This window comes from Streptococcus sp. 5346 (assembly GCF_013277455.1).
Lineage (GTDB): Bacteria > Bacillota > Bacilli > Lactobacillales > Streptococcaceae > Streptococcus.
Window position 1 is genome coordinate 69,398 of sequence record NZ_VMMY01000007.1, and the last position, 15,989, is coordinate 85,386.

At 35.3% G+C, this 15,989-nt stretch carries 17 protein-coding genes and 1 pseudogene; 3 read left to right on the top strand and 15 right to left on the bottom strand.

What is annotated here, in order from left to right; all coding sequences use genetic code 11:
• Positions 1–141 precede the first annotated feature (141 nt).
• The 3 genes from HT732_RS05180 (at position 142) to zwf (ending at position 4,685) form a co-directional block, all read left to right on the top strand.
• Positions 142–2,307 carry an ABC transporter substrate-binding protein/permease gene (locus HT732_RS05180; protein ID WP_033683754.1) on the top strand — a complete coding sequence of 722 codons (2,166 nt, stop codon included), beginning with the start codon at positions 142–144 and terminating at the stop codon, positions 2,305–2,307.
• Entirely contained in the window at positions 2,307–3,047 is a 741-nt protein-coding gene (locus tag HT732_RS05185) for an amino acid ABC transporter ATP-binding protein (RefSeq protein ID WP_001096327.1), read from the top strand. Before HT732_RS05180 ends, HT732_RS05185 begins: the two co-directional genes overlap by 1 nt.
• 150 nt (positions 3,048–3,197) lie before the next feature.
• Positions 3,198–4,685 (top strand): glucose-6-phosphate dehydrogenase, encoded by a 1,488-nt coding sequence (zwf, locus tag HT732_RS05190; RefSeq protein ID WP_173254208.1) that lies wholly within the window; start codon positions 3,198–3,200, stop codon positions 4,683–4,685.
• A 45-nt stretch (positions 4,686–4,730) separates the two neighbouring features.
• Here zwf and ftsY read toward each other — a convergent pair whose 3' ends face one another.
• The 15 genes and pseudogenes from ftsY to HT732_RS05265 all read right to left on the bottom strand — a co-directional run bounded on the left by ftsY (position 4,731) and on the right by HT732_RS05265 (position 15,989).
• Positions 4,731–6,020, bottom strand: coding sequence for a signal recognition particle-docking protein FtsY (gene ftsY, locus HT732_RS05195; RefSeq protein ID WP_173254209.1), 1,290 nt, complete (start codon positions 6,018–6,020; stop codon positions 4,731–4,733).
• Positions 6,021–6,023: 3 nt separating this feature from the next.
• On the bottom strand, positions 6,024–6,842 hold the full coding sequence (locus HT732_RS05200; protein ID WP_173254210.1) for a Cof-type HAD-IIB family hydrolase: 819 nt from the start codon (positions 6,840–6,842) through the stop codon (positions 6,024–6,026).
• Positions 6,842–7,633 carry an HAD family hydrolase gene (locus tag HT732_RS05205; RefSeq protein ID WP_173254211.1) on the bottom strand — a complete coding sequence of 264 codons (792 nt, stop codon included), beginning with the start codon at positions 7,631–7,633 and terminating at the stop codon, positions 6,842–6,844. Before HT732_RS05205 ends, HT732_RS05200 begins: the two co-directional genes overlap by 1 nt.
• Before the next feature lie 361 nt (positions 7,634–7,994).
• A pseudogene (gene tnpA, locus HT732_RS05210) lies at positions 7,995–8,509 on the bottom strand (IS200/IS605 family transposase).
• Positions 8,510–8,881: 372 nt separating this feature from the next.
• A complete protein-coding gene (locus HT732_RS05215) occupies positions 8,882–9,061 on the bottom strand; it encodes a hypothetical protein (RefSeq protein WP_049511729.1) in 180 nt (59 codons plus the stop codon).
• A 6-nt stretch (positions 9,062–9,067) separates the two neighbouring features.
• Positions 9,068–9,271: a thiocillin family RiPP gene (locus HT732_RS05220; RefSeq protein WP_049511728.1), complete on the bottom strand. Its 204-nt coding sequence runs from the start codon at positions 9,269–9,271 to the stop codon at positions 9,068–9,070.
• A 35-nt stretch (positions 9,272–9,306) separates the two neighbouring features.
• Positions 9,307–9,486 (bottom strand): thiocillin family RiPP, encoded by a 180-nt coding sequence (locus HT732_RS05225; RefSeq protein WP_112443757.1) that lies wholly within the window; start codon positions 9,484–9,486, stop codon positions 9,307–9,309.
• Between the two features lie 37 nt (positions 9,487–9,523).
• Entirely contained in the window at positions 9,524–9,697 is a 174-nt protein-coding gene (locus HT732_RS05230; RefSeq protein WP_173254212.1) for a thiocillin family RiPP, read from the bottom strand.
• A 188-nt stretch (positions 9,698–9,885) separates the two neighbouring features.
• Positions 9,886–10,656: a hypothetical protein gene (locus HT732_RS05235; protein ID WP_173254213.1), complete on the bottom strand. Its 771-nt coding sequence runs from the start codon at positions 10,654–10,656 to the stop codon at positions 9,886–9,888.
• A gap of 3 nt (positions 10,657–10,659) precedes the next feature.
• Entirely contained in the window at positions 10,660–11,364 is a 705-nt protein-coding gene (locus tag HT732_RS05240) for an ABC transporter ATP-binding protein (RefSeq protein WP_173254214.1), read from the bottom strand.
• Between the two features lie 9 nt (positions 11,365–11,373).
• Positions 11,374–11,988, bottom strand: a complete 615-nt coding sequence (locus HT732_RS05245; RefSeq protein ID WP_173254215.1) for a hypothetical protein — start codon at positions 11,986–11,988, stop codon at positions 11,374–11,376.
• Positions 11,981–13,462, bottom strand: a complete 1,482-nt coding sequence (locus HT732_RS05250; protein WP_173254216.1) for a hypothetical protein — start codon at positions 13,460–13,462, stop codon at positions 11,981–11,983. Before HT732_RS05250 ends, HT732_RS05245 begins: the two co-directional genes overlap by 8 nt.
• Entirely contained in the window at positions 13,459–14,052 is a 594-nt protein-coding gene (locus HT732_RS05255) for a hypothetical protein (protein WP_173254217.1), read from the bottom strand. Before HT732_RS05255 ends, HT732_RS05250 begins: the two co-directional genes overlap by 4 nt.
• 22 nt (positions 14,053–14,074) lie before the next feature.
• Complete coding sequence (locus tag HT732_RS05260; protein ID WP_101514494.1) at positions 14,075–15,307, bottom strand: YcaO-like family protein; 1,233 nt, start codon at positions 15,305–15,307, stop codon at positions 14,075–14,077.
• On the bottom strand, positions 15,294–15,989 hold the full coding sequence (locus tag HT732_RS05265) for a lantibiotic dehydratase C-terminal domain-containing protein (RefSeq protein WP_173254218.1): 696 nt from the start codon (positions 15,987–15,989) through the stop codon (positions 15,294–15,296). The genes HT732_RS05260 and HT732_RS05265 overlap by 14 nt, the downstream gene beginning before the upstream one ends.

Below are 15,989 nucleotides of genomic sequence, written 5' to 3' on the forward strand. Positions count from 1 at the left end.
TTTATTATAGCACTTCTGTTGTGTGATTCAAGACAAAACAAGAATTACGGATGTTATATTTTCTGACACAGAAATATAAAAATTTGCCTTTTTTTACTTTTTCTGATATAATGGGAAAATATTCGGAAAAGGAGACTAAAAATGAAGAAAAAATTTCTAGCATTTTTGCTAATTTTATTCCCAATTTTCTCATTAGGTATTGCGAAAGCAGAAACGATTAAGATTGTATCTGACACAGCCTATGCACCTTTTGAGTTTAAAGATTCAGATCAAACTTATAAAGGAATTGATGTTGACATTATTAACAAAGTCGCAGAGATTAAAGGATGGAATATTCAGATGTCCTATCCTGGATTTGACGCAGCGGTCAATGCGGTTCAAGCTGGTCAAGCTGACGCTATCATGGCAGGGATGACAAAGACGAAAGAACGTGAAAAAGTTTTCACCATGTCTGATACTTACTATGACACAAAAGTTGTCATTGCAACTACAAAGGCACACAAGATTAGCAAGTACGACCAATTGTCTGGTAAAACTGTTGGTGTTAAAAACGGAACAGCCGCTCAACGTTTCCTAGAAACGATTAAAGATAAATACGGCTTTACTATTAAAACATTTGACACTAGTGATTTGATGAACAACAGCTTGAGTGCTGGTGCCATTGATGCTATGATGGATGACAAACCTGTTATCGAGTATGCCATTAACCAAGGGCAAGACCTCCATATTGAAATGGATGGGGAAGCTGTAGGGAGTTTTGCTTTCGGTGTGAAAAAAGGAAGCAAATACGAGCACCTGGTTACTGAATTTAACCAAGCCTTGGCTGAAATGAAAAAAGATGGTAGTCTTGATAAAATCATCAAGAAATGGACTGCTTCATCATCTTCAGCAGTGCCAACTACAACTACTCTAGCAGGCTTAAAAGCTATTCCTGTTAAAGCCAAATACATCATTGCCAGCGATTCTTCTTTTGCACCTTTTGTTTTCCAAAATTCAAGCAACCAATACACTGGTATTGATATGGAATTGATCAAAGCAATCGCTAAAGACCAAGGTTTTGAAATTGAAATCACCAACCCTGGTTTCGATGCAGCTATCAGTGCTGTTCAAGCTGGTCAAGCTGACGGTATCATTGCTGGTATGTCTGTCACAGATGCTCGTAAGGCAACTTTTGACTTCTCAGAATCATACTACACTGCTAATACTATCCTTGGTGTCAAAGAATCAAGCACCATTGCTTCTTATGAGGATTTGAAAGGAAAGACAGTTGGTGTTAAAAACGGAACTGCTTCTCAAACCTTCCTAACAGAAAATCAAAGCAAATACGGCTACAAAATCAAAACCTTCGCTGATGGTTCTTCAATGTATGACAGTTTAAATACTGGGGCAATCGATGCCGTTATGGATGATGAGCCTGTTCTCAAATATTCTATCAGCCAAGGACAAAAATTGAAAACACCAATCGCTGGAACTCCAATCGGTGAAACAGCCTTTGCCGTTAAAAAAGGAGCAAATCCAGAATTGATTGAAATGTTCAATAACGGACTTGCAAACCTTAAAGCAAACGGAGAATTCCAAAAGATTCTTGACAAATACCTAGCTAGCGAATCTTCAACTGCTTCAACAAGCACTGTTGACGAAACAACTATCTGGGGCTTGCTTCAAAACAACTACAAACAACTCCTTAGCGGTCTTGGTATCACTCTTGCTCTAGCTCTTATCTCATTTGCTATTGCCATTGTTATCGGGATTATCTTCGGTATGTTTAGCGTTAGCCCCTACAAATCTCTTCGTGTGATCTCTGAGATTTTCGTTGACGTTATCCGTGGTATTCCTTTGATGATTCTTGCAGCCTTCATCTTCTGGGGAATTCCAAACTTCATCGAGTCTATCACAGGCCAACAAAGCCCAATTAACGACTTTGTAGCTGGTACTATTGCCCTCTCACTCAATGCAGCGGCTTATATCGCTGAAATCGTTCGTGGTGGTATTCAGGCCGTTCCAGTTGGCCAAATGGAAGCCAGCCGAAGCTTGGGTATCTCTTATGGAAAAACCATGCGTAAGATTATCTTGCCACAAGCAACTAAATTGATGTTGCCAAACTTTGTTAACCAATTCGTTATCGCTCTTAAAGATACAACCATCGTATCTGCTATCGGTTTGGTTGAACTCTTCCAAACTGGTAAGATTATCATTGCCCGTAACTACCAAAGTTTCAAGATGTATGCAATCCTTGCTATCTTCTATCTTGTAATTATCACGCTTTTGACTAAACTAGCGAAACGCTTAGAAAAGAGGATTCGTTAATGGCAAAATTAAAAATTGATGTAAATGATTTACACAAAAGCTACGGAAAAAATGAAGTTTTAAAAGGAATTACGACCAAGTTCTATGAAGGAGATGTTGTTTGTATCATCGGTCCTTCGGGTTCTGGTAAGTCAACTTTCCTCCGTAGCCTAAATCTTTTGGAAGAAGTTACTAGCGGTCACATCACTGTGAACGGTTATGACTTAACTGAAAAAACAACCAACGTTGACCACGTCCGTGAAAATATCGGAATGGTGTTCCAACACTTCAATCTCTTCCCACACATGTCTGTATTGGACAACATCACCTTTGCTCCTATTGAGCACAAGTTGATGACTAAGGAAGAAGCTGAAAAATTGGGAATGGAGTTGCTTGACAAGGTTGGACTAGCAGATAAGGCTAAGGCCTGTCCAGATAGCCTATCAGGTGGTCAAAAACAACGTGTGGCCATCGCTCGTGGACTAGCAATGAACCCAGACATCATGCTCTTTGATGAACCAACTTCTGCCCTTGATCCTGAAATGGTTGGAGACGTACTAAACGTTATGAAGGAATTGGCTAAACAAGGTATGACCATGATCATTGTAACCCACGAGATGGGATTTGCCCGTCAGGTTGCCAACCGTGTTATCTTTACTGCGGATGGTGAATTCCTTGAAGACGGAACACCTGATCAAATCTTTGACAACCCACAACACCCACGTCTGAAAGATTTCTTGGACAAGGTCTTAAACGTTTAAACGCAAACTGTAAGGATTTCCTTGCAGTTTTTTTCTACCTCGTATTGGAATTTTTGATTTTTCGGAAAATTATGTTAGAATTAAGTTTATGAAATGAGGTTTCCTCATACCTAGCAAGACTAGGAATAAAAATAGAAATTAGGTAGCTAGATGTCATCTAAGGTTATTGTTACAATTTTCGGTGCGAGTGGAGACCTGGCTAAACGCAAGCTCTACCCTTCCCTATTTAGACTATATAAATCCGGCAATCTTTCCAAACATTTTGCCGTTATTGGAACTGCCCGTCGTCCTTGGAGCAAGGAATATTTTGAATCTGTTGTAGTCGAATCGATCCTTGATTTGGCAGATAGTACCGAACAGGCTCAAGAGTTCGCTAGCCACTTCTACTATCAAAGTCATGATGTCAACGATACAGAACACTACATTGCTTTGCGTCAATTGCAGGCTGAACTAAATGACAAGTACCAAGCTGAACACAACAAGCTCTTCTTCTTGTCTATGGCGCCTCAGTTCTTTGGAACTATAGCAAAACACCTCAAGTCTGAAAACATTGTTGACGGTAAAGGTTTTGAACGCTTAATCGTTGAAAAACCATTTGGTACAGATTACGCAACTGCAAGCAAGTTGAATGACGAGCTCCTAGCAACATTTGACGAAGAACAAATTTTCCGTATTGACCATTATCTTGGTAAGGAAATGATCCAAAGCATCTTTGCAGTCCGCTTTGCAAACTTGATTTTTGAAAACGTTTGGAACAAGGACTTTATCGACAATGTTCAAATTACCTTTGCGGAGCGCTTGGGTGTAGAAGAACGTGGTGGCTACTATGACCAATCTGGTGCCCTCCGCGACATGGTACAAAACCATACACTACAACTTCTTTCTCTCCTTGCTATGGACAAGCCAGCAAGCTTCACAAAAGATGAGATTCGTGCTGAAAAGATTAAGGTCTTTAAAAACCTCTATCATCCAACTGATGAAGAGCTTAAAGAACACTTTATCCGTGGTCAATACCGTTCTGGTAAGATTGATGGCATGAAATATATCTCTTATCGTAGCGAGCCAAATGTAAATCCAGAATCAACCACTGAAACCTTTGCATCTGGTGCCTTCTTTGTAAACAGCGATCGATTCCGTGGTGTTCCTTTCTTCTTCCGTACTGGTAAACGTCTGACTGAAAAAGGAACTCATGTCAACATCGTCTTTAAACAAATGGATTCTATCTTTGGTGAGCCACTTGCTCCAAACATTTTGACCATCTATATCCAACCAACAGAGGGCTTCTCTCTTAGCCTAAATGGAAAGCAAGTAGGAGAAGAATTCAACTTGGCTCCTAACTCACTTGATTACCGTACAGATGCAACCGCAACTGGTGCTTCTCCAGAACCATACGAGAAATTGATTTATGATGTCCTAAATAACAACTCAACTAACTTTAGCCACTGGGATGAGGTTGGTGCGTCATGGAAATTGATTGACCGTATCGAAGAACTCTGGGCTGAAAATGGTGCCCCACTTCATGACTATAAAGCTGGAAGCATGGGACCTCAAGCAAGCTTTGACTTACTTGAAAAATTCGGTGCCAAATGGACTTGGCAACCAGATATCACCTATCGTCAAGATGGTCGTTTAGAATAAAAAAATTTCCTGCAAGTTTCTACCTTGCAGGATTTTTGGTTCTGATTAGATTAAGCCTTCCAAGAGACCCTTCATAAAGTTTTCTGAGTTAAACTCTCCAATATCATCGATTTTTTCACCAAAACCAATCAATTTTACAGGAATATTGAGTTCTTCACGGATGGCTAGAACAACACCACCTCGAGCAGTTCCATCAATCTTAGTCAAGACAATTCCAGTTAATGGCGTGATTTTTGAAAATTCTTTGGCCTGTACAAGAGCATTCTGACCTGTTGATGCATCCAGAGCCAAGAAGGTTTCATGCGGCGCCTCTGGAACAACACGCTTGATGATACGACCAATCTTTTCTAGCTCGGCCATAAGGTTATCCTTATTTTGCAAACGACCTGCAGTATCGATCATGAGAATATCGATACCTTCAGCCACGGCACGTTCCATACCATCAAAGACCACGCTGGCTGGATCAGCTTTTTCAGGTCCAGTCACAACTGGAACGTCCACACGACGGCCCCATTCAGCAAGCTGGGCTACTGCCCCTGCACGGAAGGTATCTGCCGCAACCAACATGACCTTCTTACCTGCTTGTTTGTAGCGGTGGGCTAGTTTCCCGATAGAAGTTGTTTTCCCAACACCATTAACACCAACAAAGAGCATGACAGTCAAGCCATCTTGGAAGTGGATGCTTTCATCGTAGCTACCATCCTTTTCATAAAGCTCAACTAACTTCTCAATGATGACACGACGAAGTGCGTCAGGTTTCTTGGCGTTTTCAAGCTTGGCTTCGTAACGAAGCTCCTCCGTTAAGTTAGAAGCAACTTGAACACCAACGTCACTCATAATTAGCAATTCTTCCAGTTCCTCGAAAAATTCTTCGTCAACAGAACGGAAATTAGCAAAGAAGGCATTCAAGCGAGCTCCGAAGCCTGTACGAGTTTTCTTAAGACTGCGGTCATATTTTTCCTGAACAGTTTCTTCTGCTTGAGTCCTTTCTGCTTCAAGCACTTCAAAATTATTTTCTTCTACAGTTTCTTCGTATTCAGGATTCTCTTCCTCTGAGACTTCTTCTGAGTTTGGCAATTCTTCGACTTCTTCTTGAGAAACTTCTACAACTGGCTCTAAATCCAGACTTTCTTCAACCGTGTCTTGAATTTCCTCTTCTTGGAGCAGAGCTTCTTCAGAACTTTCAACCTCTGCTTCTTCTTGAGGAACTTCCTCAGCTTCTGTGAAGGCAGGCTCAATATCTTCAGACAAATCAAGATTTTCCAGAGCTTCTTTTACAACTTCTTCGATTTTAGGTTCTTCTTTTTTTCCGAATAGACGGTCAAATAATCCCATATCTTAGTTCTCCTTTAGCACATATTCTTCTATAGCCCAGGCGACAGCCTCTTCATCGTTTGTCATTGGCGTCACTACATTTGCGACTTCCTTGACTTCAGGAACAGCATTTTGCATGGCAACACCGAGCCCTGCCCATTCAATCATAGAAAGGTCATTGGCCTCGTCACCACAAGCCATGACTTGGCTTTGGTCGATTCCAAGATGGCTGATTAGTTTTGCCAAACCTGTTGCCTTATGAACATTCTTTGGTGACCACTCTAGCAACATTTCACGTGATTTAAAGATTTCATATTGGTCAAACAATTCTGGAGAAATCTTCTGAATGGCTGCATCTAAGGGTTCTTGAGCAAAGGCAGTCACGCATTTATTGTAAGTCATTTGGCTAGACAAGTCTTCAAAGTCAACTGGAACAAAGGTCAAAGCTGGATTAAATTTGGCATAAAGACTTTCTTGGTACGATTGGATTTGATAAACAGTTCCTTCTGAGATGGCATCAAGAGGCAGTGATAATTTCTCTGTTTCTTCATACAAGCGTGCTACATCATCATATGAAAAGACTGTTTTATCAAGGATTTCACCTGTATTTTTCTGAACCAAACCACCATTAAAAGTAATCGTATACTCATCTTCCTGACCGTCAGTCCCTAGCTCATGGAGAAAGAAATCCATAGCTTTTAGGGGACGACCAGTTGTCAATACGACCTTGATACCACGATCACGCGCAGCTTTCAAGGTTGCCTTGGTACGATCCGTCAGCCTTTTATCAGTAGTCAGCAAGGTCCCGTCCAAGTCCAATGCAATCAATTTTATATCTGCCATTATAAGCCCTCCATATAAGCTATAACCGACTGGTCCTTATGGTGACCAATCACAGTCTCTGCTAATTCTAAAATCTCAGGTCGTGCATTTTCAGGAGCTACAGGATGTCCCACAACCTGCATCATATGCAAGTCATTTAGATTGTCTCCAAAAGCCATAACCTGATCCATCGTGATACCAAGTTTTTTAGCTAATTCAACAATAGCTACACCCTTATCGACATAGTCCAGAACAATATCAATGGATTCAAAGCCAGTTGTCATGGCCTTAACACCAGAGACATTTTCGTTTACCCAAGCTTCCCCAGCTTCTAGCGTTTCTTCTGTGAAGTTGGTTGTAAATTTGAAAATATCATCTGTGATAGCTTCCAAACTCGCTACTTTTTGGATATTTTCATTATAATGCTGGCTCTCTTTCAAATAGATCTCATTAACCGTATCTAGCACATAAGACCCCTTCTTACCTGTCAAGAGCAGTTTATTGACATCTACATAAGGTGAAGTTTTTAGCTTTTCAAAAGTTGCCAGATAAAAGTCACGAGACATAGTCGCTTCATACAAGTCCTGACCTTGATACTCTACCAAACTGCCATTTTCCGCGATAAAAATAATATCATCACGAACAGCAGCAAATAATTTTTCTAGAGATAGAAATCCGCGCCCCGAAGCCACCGCAAAGTAAATCCCTTTTTCCTTGTAGGAAGTCAAAAGAGACTTGAGGCGGTCCATATCAAAGTGCCCATTCCCATCTAGGAAGGTTCCGTCCATATCCGTTGCTACTAGTTTAATCATAAATTCTTCATACTCCAATTAATAAATCCACCTTCTATTATACCATAGAAAAAGCAAATAGCGCCTAATCCATTTGAGATTAGACGCTTGATAAACTCCCGACTTTATCACTTAATTTTTATCCAATATTACTTAACCCTTTAGTATAACTGGATTTTTTCTAAATTCCCAAACTAACTTCCACCGCCAATAAAAGTTGAAATTAATCTAATAAAAATCATGACCACCCGTCTAACGGGTGGTTTGAACCAGGGCTATAAGCCCAAATTACCAGCCAGCGCCTAAAGACGCTGGCTGCTTTCACGTTGTTCAAGCCTTATTGCTCTTGACTCGTCACTTGCCTCCCAAAGAAGCTTTAGTATTACTTACCACTATCCCTAAAGGGATCCTCATATTCTTTTACACTTAATTTATCTAGTGCTATATCATGCTTTACTCGTTCTCAAATTTTCATACTCGTGAAGAAATCATCCACTGGATAATTTCTTTAATCTTGAATATATTTCTTAATTGTGGCTTCATTGAGTCCAACCGTACTCACATAATAACCTTCCGCCCCAAAATGCCGATCCCCAAACCTATACTTGAGGTTGGCGTGTTTGTCAAACATCATGAGTGCACTTTTGCCTTTTAAATACCCCATGAAACTTGAAACACTTATCCTTGGTGGAATACTTACTAACATATGTACATGCTCTGGCATTAAGTGATCCTCGATAATTTCAACTCCTTTATAACTACACAAGCGATGAAATATTTCTCCTAAACTACTTCGATATTGATTATAGATTACTTTTCGTCTATACTTAGGGGTGAACACAATGTGAACTTACAGTGCCACTTTGTGTGCGATAAACTATGTGCCTTTTGTGCCATATTTTTCTCCTTTCGCTTTACAATTGGCTTGAACACCTTTATTGTATCGCGTTTGGAGTTTTTGGGGTATAACCTTCGACGCGCACCCGCATAGCGGGTGGTTTATTTGTCTCGCACCTAGCGGAGCGAGACGGACTAATAGTCACATAATCAAAAAAACGCATAATATCAAGTGTTAAAAACCTTAATACTATGCATTTTACTGTGGAAAGATTTACTTCATTTTCTCCTGAAGTTGAGTTTTTGCCCAGCCTCAAAGTTGAATTTACAGTTTAACAACAAAATTATTTAATAAAGCTATTAAATAATTAGAGAAACCAAAGCAATACCTTCAAGTAGCCAAACCAGGGGGAGATATTTATTTAGTTATTGCTACCTAAGCATGTCTGGATCCACAAATAATCTAACTTCTCCAGTTTGATCATCAACAATAGCTTTTACTTCAACCCCCTTTTTTATAAACCCCTTAGAGGAAGTTATGTCAAGCCTTAGTCGAATAACATCATCTGTATTTCCAAACCCACTCGTTAGAGTTCTAAATGTTTTTTTCATAATAGATTAGTCACCTGCAGTAGATACTGAGGAAGCAGATGATATAGAGCTACCGCAACTACCAGCACATGCAAAGCTACCTCCAGTCGCAAATGAACCCGCAGTAGTGAAACCTGCTAACTCCGCTTCATCAAATTGCTCTTCTATATAAACATCTTCCATAACACTGGGATTAATAGTAGAGATAGTAGTGTTATAAATATTTTCCATTTTGAATACCCTTTTTCTATGATAAATTATGCAAACTAACCGAAGGACGATGCACTGCCTCCGCTTGAAGCAGTAGCTGCACAACCTCCAAAAGTCGATGCAGAGGAAAATGTTGAAGCAGAACCCCATGTTCCAGCCATATTATCCATTTCCAACTGTTCCTCTACAAAAAGGTCCGTTGAACTTACTGATTCAATATCAATAATATTTTCCATTTTTATCCCTTTCTAAAATATTTTACTGATGTCATTATTACCCACAACTAGAAGCTGACGAAGCTGTAGCAAACGTTGATGCTGGACAAGAACCTGAACTTGCTGAGCTAAAAGTGCCAAATGAAGCTGCCATATTATCCATTTCTAACTGTTCTTCCAAAAAAAGTTCTTCAGTAATAAATGGATTTATTTCTTCAAGAATATGTTCCATTATTCTATTTCTCCTCTCTTTATAATTTAAAAATACATTAACTGTTGCATAAGATTATCACCGCTCTCAATTACAATTCACGTATTTTTAATCCCCCCCGGTACTAGCAGGTTAAAATAGAATTTAACCTGCTAGTACCGGGGGACATTTATATCGTAAGATAAGTTATTTTTTAATAGGGGATATTTTCAAATTTCCTGAATTCTTCTTTTTTCCAAACAATAAGCCACTAAAGTGAATACAAAAAACAAGATAAACAATAAAAAGAGAGAGAGTTCTTTGGATAACCACATTTTTTCACTTATATTCATTTCAAATAAAATAAAATCATTCAAAATTATCAGAGGATTCCAAAAAAGATACGTGTAAAATATCGTGACTTCCTTTCCTAATAAACTAGCGAATAAAGTTGGCATTGAGATTGAAAACATCAATATCAAATTTACAGGTGTCATGATTGCATTAACTTTAGACATACTCTTAATAAATAAGGAAATTAATATTCCTAATGGATACATCACTATAAAAATAATATTTGAAGCAATACTAAGATGGATAATGTGAGTATACATATTTTTCACTATTGATAAGAACAAAAGTAAAAGAGGTAATTGGAATACATTAAACAACAAGAGCATAGCTACAAAAGTACCAATATAAAATTCTAGATTACTAACATCAGTATGTGATAAAAAATTAAAAAAATTTGTTTGTCTTTTTTCTGTAAAACTACTAATGTTTAAAGTGAAAGAGAATGATAAAACGAGTAGCATCAAACTCATAGGTAAAAATTGCCCATAGAGTAACAAACTTATAATATCTGTGTTATTTAATATATTTTTAATTGCTAGACCAACAATTAAAAATATAGTAGATGGAATAATTGAACCGATAATGATTCCATAGTTTCTCATATTTTCTAAAAAACTAAACTTAATCATCTGTAATATTTTTTTCAATATTTAAATCCTCTTTTCATATATTGTCTTCCCAGTAACTGCCAAATATAAATCTTCTATGGTATTTACTTTATAGTTAGAGAACAGATTATTATAGTCTCCACAACACTTGACATTACCATTATCTAAAATTATCAAATCACTCGTGAATAACTGCATATCCTCTAATTCATGACTGATAACAATGAATAATTTATCAAGATAATTTTGGGATAAGTACTGATTGAGTTCTTTTTTCTTTTCAAAATCCAACTCTGAAAATGGTTCATCCAAAATTACAATTTTCTTATTCATTACTAATGAAATGAATATTGATAGGGATTTACGCTGTCCACCTGATAAAGATTTCACCTTTTTCTTTAAAATATTAGCAATCTCAAGAAAATTATAGAGCTCCTGATCAAACCGATACGACGAGACCGAAGATTTAAAAAAATTGATTACTTCTGACACTTTCAAATTTTCTAGTATATTAAAATGCTGAGGTTGATAAGCTATTTCTCTATAAAATTGAACCTTTTTATTATAAGTAATACTGCCCGTATAGCTTATATGCCCTGCGATACAATCAATTAAAGTAGATTTTCCGGATCCGTTTTTTCCAAGTAAAAAATACCTCTTACCTTTTTCCAATTCTAGATTCACATCCCTTAAAGCAACTGTGTCTTTGTATGATTTAACAACATTAGATATAACTAATTTTTCCATTTTTATCCCCTATTCTACTGCAAACGCGAAAACTGGCATTTGGGTATTCAAAGAATTCTTAGTCAGACCATAAAATTCAACAAGTGTAATTCCCGCAAAAACTGTTCCTCTAGTTTCTTTTCGAGTAGCTAAAATTGATAACTGATGTCCAAGAAATCCGCTGATAAAGAGAATATCCTTGTAAAAAACTGTATCAACGTTTTCCAAATTTTGAGTATTCCACAAGAAAAAGATAACAACCGTTGCATTGTGCATTTCTTCTTGTATATATAGCGAATCTTTAGTAATCAAACTTTCTGATATAATTTCTTCAACATTATTATTAATAATTTTATAAATTTTTTTCTCTCTAGAAATCATTGATTTATTATCTACGAAACAAAAGCTTACATCATCTTCACTCAAAGAAAATAGAGAAAGGTTTTGTTTGAAATGTTCATAATAATGCATTAGATCTTCTAAAGTAGATTTTGGAGCTACATTCTTAGAAAACTCTCTAAAAGATTCCCTTGAGTTTAAAGATCGTTCTCCAATATTTACATAATTATCTTCAAACAAGCATGACTGTAATAATCTTTTTTTATCAAGAGAAACTCTAGTTTCTTGTACAATTTTTTTAATCATTTTTTATCCCCACTGCATATCCAATACTTTCACTATTATTAGTCGTTGAAAAACATTTTAGCAATTGCTCCTCATCAAATTCAAATATAATATCTACCAAAACGTTACTTGAACTTGCTTTTTCAAAAATATAAGATAGAGCTACTCCAAGATTCAAGTTTGCAACTTTAAAAGCGAATTCATTGTATTTAGATGCAATAACAGATATATCACTTACAGGTACGATAATACACTTATACTGATGCGAATCATGTCGAACAATTTCCTCCATACTCGGATTGTCCACTTTATCGTTAATTCTATAATAGGATTTATCTATATTTGAATAATAATAGATTCCTCTGCCATACAGCTCATCATCATCATAATTTATGATATATAACAATGTTGAATTTAGACCGCCACCAGTTGGACTAAATTTTTTATTACTATTTTCTTTAAAATCAGTAATACTCTTTATAAAGTTATCAATGTTAGAAGATTTAAATTTTTGTTCAACAGGCAACTTCTCCCAAAAACTTGAAGTATTATTGTTAAATGTTAGCTTTAAATTAGAATCTTTATAGTGAACCAAATGATTATTTTTATTAAGATATTTAGTTGCAAGAAATTTACAAGAATCTTCATATTCAGCTACAATTTTATTTACACCAGTAAAATTCTTAAAATAAGGAATTTTCGTAGTACTACTTAGTTCTCCATTAGCATCAATAATATAAAATCGATCTACAGGAATTGTTTGGCTACATTCCATAAAAAAACTAATAATCATAGATGCTATTTGACTACACCAATTCAATTCATTAATAAAACTGTTACTATCAATGTCTGGCATATACATTGACGGTTTTACTGCCTTATCAAAAAAAACTGGACCAACTTGTAAATAGTCTCGTTGAATACCAAAATAAATCACTTCATTATTTTGGTAGTAATTTTCAATAATTGTAGTATTGTTAATACATAAAATCAATGTATCATTATCTATTTCATTGACTGAATCTATAATCTTAAAGCCTACCTCCGTAAGCAGGGCAGCTAATCGGGAAACAAGTTTTTGAAAGTGAGATGAAATAAAAATATTTCTTTTTTCTAAAGAGACTTTATAATCAGCTAGGGAACGATAATTCTTATGATGAGACAAGGAAGTCAGCAGATTTTTATCATTTAAACTCAACCTTTCATACTCTACATAATCTACTAGACATGATTTTATATACAAAATCTGTAGAAATTTGAATACAACATCTTCAGATAAAGACGTTTTTTCTATAATTTCAAAAACAGTATGTTTCTTTCGGATTAAGGGTATAATCTTTGAAACAACTTCATATGTTTTCTTACCATTAAGTTTAAATGGCCCATCAACAGAACCATAAAAAATATAACCTGAATCTTCAAAAATAGAAATAGTTGGCAACAAGAACGGATACTTGGGGAACTTTACCATAGGATCATTAAAAAAGCTTATCATAAGAACTCCATTTCATCGAATAATTTATCAATTTGGTTATAATCATTAAAATCACAATTAGGACACTTGGTATATCCTATCTGATAACTTGTAAAAAAAGTATTCATATCAAAAGAATATACTAAGATGTTTTGACATAATTTGTTGTTTGATTTTATAATATATGAGAAAAGACTTCTCATAAAATTATAAATAGTTATTTTTCTAACCATTACTGGATTGAAATTAGTTTGAGAAAAAATACAATCATACATCGGACTAACACCAATAAATTCTTTCATTCTACCAAGCATACATTTCCCACAAACTTCCCCTTTATGATAAGACTGCTTTAATATTCCGCCTACGTAAAATTTACTAGAGTCTATAAAAATCGGAATGATAATCCCAGTACTATAAATACTCTGATTTTCAAAAAAATTTAATGGCATACCATCAAAAACAAGAAACAATATGTCACTATTATAATAGTTTTTTTCAATTTTATAAGCTTCATACAAAACGGTATCACCTTGATTAGTAAACACTTTCTGTGCTTCATTATAAAATTCATTAAGTACAGTACTGATTCCCGAAACGATAATTTTCATAAATGATTGCTCTCACTTTCTACTACGAAAAGGGTAGGGGCATTAAGTTCAGTTTTTCAAATTCATAATGACCCAACTTCTCTATTGAATACTCTTTTATGCGTTTATGACATAAAAATCTACTTCTATGAACAAATGAAATCGGTTGCAGAGATGGAATATTTACTTTAACAGCTTTTATGCCCCTCTCTCTACATTCACGATTTGTTAAGTCTGTAACATAAATACTTCTATTTTTCAACAGACCTTTGATATATTTTAGTTCTTCACCCTCATTCTCAAATATATTATTGAACTTTTCATCAAAAACAATTTCTTGAGCTGTATTAAAAAAGTTAAAATAATCCTGATTTTTTTGATGAGCCATATATAAGCCACCTTGCTCCACAGAGACAAAATCATTATAATTCTGATTAATAATATCTGGGAAAAATTTACTAGATTCAACCATACTATAGATTACTGAAATTAATTCCTTTTTTAGTTTTTTTAATGCTTCCATCGGATTAATATGAGTAGCAAACATCAACACTGTAGAAATATTTTGATTATGATAACTCTTGGCTTTTAAGCAAAATGTATATATTCCGTCAATCGTTGAGACATCATATAACTCTGTATTTCCCAAAAACTCATTATCAAAAACATTAAAATCTAATCCATATGGCTTATTGGTTATTCTTTTCCCAGGATACTGCAATAACCATGTTAAAGCAATCGCATCCCTTTCAATCACTTCATAAATTCCATTCAAAATAGCAAGTGTATAAGTATCATGTACGGACATACCAGTTGATATAGGATTGGTAATGCCCTCCCCATTAAATAGGCGATTTGTGTATAAACAAACGAATTCTAATGGGATATATTTCCGACTTTTACTTTGTATCTCAATAGATTGTACCCATCGCAATAGCTTCTTAGAGCTAAATTCATTATTAATGGAAGCTGGCTCGCTTATTTTTGAAATAGTAGGAAATTCATCCATATCTGCTGCCAAATCACCTAGAGACTCTGCATCAGATACAAGACAACGACTGGTACTTATACTATTCGCTATACGTTCAATAGCTTCCATCTCTGAAAGAAATATCCCTCTGTCTTTATCATTAAATGGGCTTGTTCCAGCCCCTGACATAGAGGAAGGAAGCTCAGGATATCCTTTTGTTGACACTCTACTTAAAAATAGTCTCACATCACCTTTAATTCCTCTAGGTGAAATCAATTCTTTATGTTGAATATTAATACCTTCCATGTTTTACTCCCTGGTGTTCATTTAAAATTTCCTCAAAAAGATTTACTTCATCAACAATTGTGTACCCTAATTTATTAAAAGTCATATGACAAATTTTAAATAGTAATGATCTGTTGATACTTTCATAATCCAAATTATTCCGGATAGCCTCAGCTTCCTTAATCCAATATTGATTCAGTATTTCAAAATAATCCAAATCTCCACAATCCTCATTGAAATTTGAAACAACTGAGTGAAATTTTCTTATAAAGAAAGAACCTTTCCAAAAATCTATATATTTTTCTAAAAAATATAGTGTATCATCTGCTAAAATTTCAGAAACAAAATTAAAAATCGCTATTTTAATAAAGTTAAAAGACGGTTTATATATATTTTTTTCAATAATATCTCTAGACAAGATGGCAGAATACTCCTCATAAGTATCTAGCTTTTCTCCTAAAATATTGTATTCAGGATCATATAACTTTTCTAAAATAATGTACTCATTAAAATCTTTTGATAAATCATTGAAAATCACATTTTTCTTATTTTTATTTTCTAAAAAGATTCTCAAACGAACATGAAATCCTTCCACATCCATATAATAAATAAAAAATTTTTTTATTGATTTATATTTATCATTTGAAATAGTTTTGAAAAAATTTATTGCTTCTATACCATAAATATGAAAACTGTACCACAT